7 protein-coding genes are annotated in these 5,858 nt (G+C 47.3%); all 7 read right to left on the reverse strand.

What is annotated here, in order from left to right; all coding sequences use genetic code 11:
* Positions 1-8 precede the first annotated feature (8 nt).
* Positions 9-665 carry a ComF family protein gene (locus tag Q7P41_RS07410; protein WP_303883200.1) on the reverse strand — a complete coding sequence of 219 codons (657 nt, stop codon included), beginning with the start codon at positions 663-665 and terminating at the stop codon, positions 9-11.
* Between the two features lie 18 nt (positions 666-683).
* Positions 684-1,883 carry a methionine adenosyltransferase gene (gene metK, locus Q7P41_RS07415; RefSeq protein ID WP_303883201.1) on the reverse strand — a complete coding sequence of 400 codons (1,200 nt, stop codon included), beginning with the start codon at positions 1,881-1,883 and terminating at the stop codon, positions 684-686.
* Between the two features lie 135 nt (positions 1,884-2,018).
* Entirely contained in the window at positions 2,019-2,441 is a 423-nt protein-coding gene (locus Q7P41_RS07420) for a GNAT family N-acetyltransferase (protein ID WP_303883202.1), read from the reverse strand.
* A gap of 2 nt (positions 2,442-2,443) precedes the next feature.
* Positions 2,444-2,674 carry an alcohol dehydrogenase gene (locus tag Q7P41_RS07425; RefSeq protein WP_303883203.1) on the reverse strand — a complete coding sequence of 77 codons (231 nt, stop codon included), beginning with the start codon at positions 2,672-2,674 and terminating at the stop codon, positions 2,444-2,446.
* Positions 2,675-2,718: 44 nt separating this feature from the next.
* Positions 2,719-3,915, reverse strand: a complete 1,197-nt coding sequence (locus tag Q7P41_RS07430; protein WP_303883204.1) for a DUF3084 domain-containing protein — start codon at positions 3,913-3,915, stop codon at positions 2,719-2,721.
* A 123-nt stretch (positions 3,916-4,038) separates the two neighbouring features.
* A complete protein-coding gene (lat, locus tag Q7P41_RS07435) occupies positions 4,039-5,406 on the reverse strand; it encodes an L-lysine 6-transaminase (protein ID WP_303883205.1) in 1,368 nt (455 codons plus the stop codon).
* Positions 5,407-5,524: 118 nt separating this feature from the next.
* On the reverse strand, positions 5,525-5,858 hold a 334-nt coding region (locus Q7P41_RS07440; protein WP_303883206.1), incomplete at its 5' end, for a YkgJ family cysteine cluster protein.

Below are 5,858 nucleotides of genomic sequence, written 5' to 3' on the forward strand. Positions count from 1 at the left end.
ACCTGCTTTTAGAGCTTCGGTCCTTTGCCTACGGTGAAGCTAATGGAACCTACGACTTCGATGCCTATTTTAGCTAGTGAGGAAGCAGCCTTTTGTATTGTAGCTCCCGTGGTGCATACATCATCACATATTATCGCGGTTTTTATATTTCGGAGCAAACCTGTGACTTTAAAGGAATTTTCCGGAAGTTTACTTCTTGTACTGCCTTTGGACGCCCTCGGAGCGACTTCAACGTTCCAGGCAAGACAATCGCGCATGGGAATGTCAAGCTTCAAGGAGAGGCCTTGGGCTATTTTTCTGGATTGATTGAATAACCTTGGACTTCCGATGTGAAGGGGTATGGGAACCAAAGCGTCGGCAGACATCCCCGTCACGTACGATGCCAAAGCCATCCCCATGGACACTCCCAGGGCGCCGTTGTTTTCGTACTTGAGTAGATGTACGAGGTTTCGGGCCATGCCTTCATGACGGGCGCCCCAATAATGAGGGAAAGAGGAACTGTGCTCTTCGCAGGGGTAAGGCCCCAGGCACTTGATGCACAGGGAAAAGTTTGGGGATAGCACCTCTTTTATGCATTCTACACAGCCACATGAGCCTGCCCTTCCGCACAAAGGACACCTCACGGGAAATATCAAATGCAAAAGAAAAGGCACTATCCCCGCCATGACAAAAATGACCTTCGCTTACTGGGCTGCCCTTCTTAATTCCTCCGCCTTATCCGTCCTCTCCCATGCCGGCAGGGGATTTAAGTCAATCCGCCCCATGTGACCATATGCAGCAAGCGGTAAATATTGTGGTTTTCGCAAATCTAAATCCCTTATCATCGCGGCTGGCCTGAAATCAAAGTGTTCTCTTATAAGCCTTGCTATCTTTTCATCAGGTATTACGCCCGTCCCGTAGGTCTCAACCGATATGGAAACTGGACTGGCCACGCCTATGGCATAAGCTACCTGGATTTGACATCTACGCGCTAATCCTGCAGCAACGACATTTTTGGCCGCATACCTTGCCATGTAAGCCCCCGAACGGTCCACCTTTGTAGGGTCTTTGCCCGAAAAACAGCCTCCGCCGTGGGGCACTATTCCTCCGTAGGTATCGACTATTATCTTTCTTCCAGTCAAACCCGTATCAGCCAGGGGGCCTCCCAATACAAACCTACCCGTAGGATTTACAAGTATCCTCGGAGAATCCTCCATTAACTCCGGTGGGACTATGGGTTTGATGACGTGCTCTATGATATCCGCTTTTATCTGCGCCTGCTCCACGGAAGGGTGATGTTGAGCAGAAACTATGATGGTATCCGTCCTGACCGGTCTGTCATTTTCGTATTCGAGCGTAACTTGAGTCTTGCCATCGGGACGAAGGTAGGGGATTATTTTTTCGCGACGAACGTACGCAAGACGTCTTGCCAGTCTGTGGGCCAAAGAAATGGACATGGGAAGCAGTTCTTCGGTTTCATCGCAAGCATATCCGATCATCATGCCCTGATCGCCTGCGCCTATGCGGTTCACCTCGTCATCCGTCATATCGTCCTCTCTTACTTCAAGTGCCCTATTTACACCCTGGGCAATATCTGAAGCTTGCTCGTCTATGGCTGTTATGACAGCACAGGTATCTCCGTCAAAACCGTATTTAGCGCGCGTATAACCGATATCTTTAACGATGCATCGAACTAATCGGGGTATATCGACATAACAGTCAGTGGTTATTTCCCCAGCAACCATGACTAAACCAGTAGTGACTAAGGTCTCGCAGGCCACTCTTCCCATGGGATCTTGGGCAAGTATGGCATCCAATATCCCATCTGATATCTGATCGGCCAATTTATCGGGATGTCCTTCAGTTACAGACTCCGATGTAAGCAACAACTGCTCTTTTGGCATCAACTCCACCTCCGAATATGAAAAATAGCGGACCCTGATGCCACGGATACGAAAGCACCAGGGCCCATAGGCACAATAGGTAAAGGTGCATGTTCTTATAACCCGCAACTGGCCTTTCTGTCAAGTCCAATCTTTTCATGAGTATTCGATTGGACTTCGCAAAAGCAGTACTGCACCCGGTAGCTGCTTGAAGCCCCACTTTTCCAAAAAAGGATATAGATCGCTGACATAAGTGATTATTAGAGGAATATCTTTAACGGCAGGATGTTCAAGCACATAGTTCATGAGAGCCGTGCCAAGGCCTTGCCCCTGATGATCGGGATGAATGATTATGTCCCACAGGGAGGCACGATAAACAAAATCGGTCAGGAGCCGGCAGAAACCGACCAATTCGCTCTTATATCGCACGGAGAAACACATGCTGCTTTCCTGCAGCATCCGAGCTATGCCCTCATCAGTGCGACTTTTTCCCCACCATACGAATCGATATAGCGCCTTTACCTCCCAAGGGGAGACGGCAAGCCTGTTGTCGTAAAAGGTATATTCGCTTAAATCCATGATTAATCGCGGGTGCTCACAGAGATATACCCGCCGGAAGAAGAATGAACGGACATCCCGCGCAATATCTTCCTTAAATCAACGCCTCGTGCATCCCTGCTGACCGGTAATTGCACGAGTTGGCCTGTACCACACCTAGAACATATCCACGAAGCCCTGGCCATCCCGTCATAATCCGGATCTCCAGCCAGGACTTTAATTTCCTCGCACACCTGACATTCGACTATGAGCATGGACCAAGCGCCTCCTTTATTAGTATTTCTGATTATCCTTTCCATCAGTCGAGTTCTATTTTAACGCGAACGGGCCCTTCTGTGTAGATGTCGGAGACAGCAATTACGTTTACCTTAAAGGGTGGGTTCGCGTTGCTTAAATTTTCCACGGCGTCGAAAAACTCGGTGGCCTCCAAATTACCGACTGCGCCCGTAATGGGATCGGGAAGTATGCCATCTTCCTGAGCTCGAACGTTAACTTGTCTCAGCAAATTGTACAACGCCAATTCTGCCTCCGCCTCACTCAGGCGTTCCGTAAACACTTCGCTTGCAAGTATTTCCCCTGCCTTATAAACAAGCACGCTATCTTTTACGCTTATTAGACAATCGATCCTTTCGCCTACGACTGCATTGGTGGCAACTATCAATCGGACCACCTTTCGCCTTTTGCTCTCCACAGTCTCTTTTACGGCCTTTTTCAGTTCTTCCTCTCTTACATGGATATCGATGTCTTCCGGTTGCAGGCCAGTGCGTATGGACAATGCCAATTTGGCGTTACTTATCAGCTTTTCGATTGCATTTTCGATTTCCTTTTCGTCAATATTTGTAGGGTCAATGGGCATCTGCATCAGCAACTCGCCGGCCAATACCAGTATCCTGCCTTCTTTCATCTTCTCAAGGTTTGCTTTTAGCTCATCTGCCTGAAGGCGAAGATCGGCAATCTGGGCTTCAAGACTATCTCGTTCGAGCTTCATCGCTTCAAGTTCCTTGCCAAGCCTCTCGCGGTCCCTTTCCAGTTCCTTTGCCTTTTTATTTAACCTTGTAACTTCAGCTTCTACTTCCTTCAAGTTTGACAGGCTTTCTCTGAGCTTTTCTTCGACCTCTTGCAACTCCTTTCCTTTGGCAGATAATTCAGTTTGGCTCTTGAATAAATCTAACTGAAGCGCTTCGAGCTCGCTTCGGCTTTTGCTTAGCTCAGCTGTCAGAGTAGATATCTGCCGCTGGATATATTTCATGTTAAAAAGGGCAACTCTTACGGCATCGGAGGCAATAGCCATAACAAAAAGCGTTACCAGGGCAATCAAAACACCTGTCACTATGGTGATAAAACGGGACGTGTGCCTGGGCCTCATGCCAAAGAGACTAATCCTCTTCTTGCCCAACTTCATGCCCAAAATATCACCTATATAAGCAACTATTGCACTTGCGACGATCAGGGAAATGACCAATCCCCAGTTAAGCTCACTCAAACTGGAATGCAAAGATCCACCTCCCATTGAAACATACCACTATAACCTGAAATTTGCCACATGCAAATTACGGAAAAAGGCGGGGTTGCTACCCCGCCTTGTGCCCTTAGACGAAAAATAAACTAGCTGGAGAATCTATGCTTCCTTGCTTAATTCGGCCAAAGCCTCTTTTGCAAGAGAAAGGCCACGATCTATCTCCTCAGGCGCTATGTTTAAAGCAGGACGGAACCTCACGGAACGTGTTCCACAGGCAAGCAGGAGGACGTGTCTTTCTCGCATCTTCTTCAAAAATTTGTCTCTCAAATCTGGACAGGGAAAGTCAAAGGCACACATGAGCCCTTTGCCCCTTACGTTCGTAACGAGTTTCGGAAATTCAGCGCCGAGGGCTTGCAATCCATTGAATAGCTGAGGCCCGGCTATGTTCGCAACGTAGTCCAGGATATTATCATCGCGATAGATCTCAAGGTATCTTGTAGACCTCACCATGTCACAAATATTGCCGCCCCAAGTGGAGTTAATGCGACTTGACACGGTAAAGCAGTTTTCTGATACTTCATCTACTTTTGGACCAACCATTATCCCACAAACTTGTGATTTTTTGCCGAAAGCCACCATATCGGGCATAAAGTCGTGATGCTGGTAGGCCCACATCTTGCCCGTAATTCCCATGCCGCACTGGACTTCATCCAAAATAAGCATGAGATCGCACTCATCGCATATCTTGCGCAGCTTCTTGAAAAACTCAGTTCTGAAGTGATTGTCTCCACCTTCGCCCTGAATTGTCTCTATTATGATGGCGCAATAGTCGTCAGGGTCATCCCACAGCAACTTTAAAATCTGGCTTTCAGAGACCTCTTCTTCCCATTTTACGGCCTCTATGTGTTGCTCAAGGGGCCAAATGATCTTGGGATTTAGCACCCTTGGCCAGTCATATTTGGCAAAATACTGATGCTTATTGGGATCGGCAGTGTTCGTCAAAGTTAAAGTATAACCGCTTCTTCCGTGGAAGGAATCCCTGAAGTGTATTACCTTAGTTCCCTTTTTACCATCAATGGCTACGCCTTTGGTTATCTTGCCCTGAGCCAAAAGTTTTCTAACCTTCCAATCCATGGCCACTTTAAGAGCGTTTTCGATGGCTAAAGTTCCATAATCGATGAAAAAGAGGTGATTAAAACCGCTTGGCACGGCTACCTCCGAGAAAGTCTTGACGAATTCCGCCATCTCCACGGTGTAGATATCGGAGTTTGCGACCTTATTAATGGCCGCTCTGAAGATCTTTTCCTTGAACTCGTCATTTGCGAGCTTGGGATGATTCATGCCGAAAGGAGCCGATGCAAAGAAGGTATAAAAATCAAGCCACTTTTCACCCGTGCGTGCATCTACAATCCAACTGCCTTCTGATTTTTCCATATCAATGACTATATTGAAGCCATCGCGCAAGATCCACCTTTCCAACACAGGAAAAACCTCTTCTGGCGTAACAGCCCACCTGACATTAGCCATGCCTATCGCCCCCTGTTATTAAAGTCATCTTTAACTTGCTTGTTGCTTTGGTTTACATTTTAAATTCTAACTTGAAGAGAAAATATATACAAGCAAATTAGGCATGGTTAACTTAGTGTCAAAGCCCCAAAGGCAGTGCCTTAACCAGCATACGATCTATAATTTTGGCGGGATAAAACCGACCTTGTCCGATGCCCGGACATCTACGTCCTTCCCAACTCCAACTGCGAGGGCTTGAAAGGATAGAGGGCCAAAAAGGGTACAATCTGCATTGAAGAGGCCTGACCGGATAGATCTCGCACTTTCCCCAGGCTAAAAACTGGCAGTCCCCGTTTTCTTTCTCTTTAATACTGATCCTGCCAAGTTTTTTGTGTGTGTAAGTTGCCAAGAAAAAGGGCGCTTCAATGCCAAGAAATTCGGCTATTTTCTGTGCTTCTTTCAAATCAAGCCAA

The sequence above is a fragment of the Acetomicrobium mobile genome (assembly GCF_937920065.1).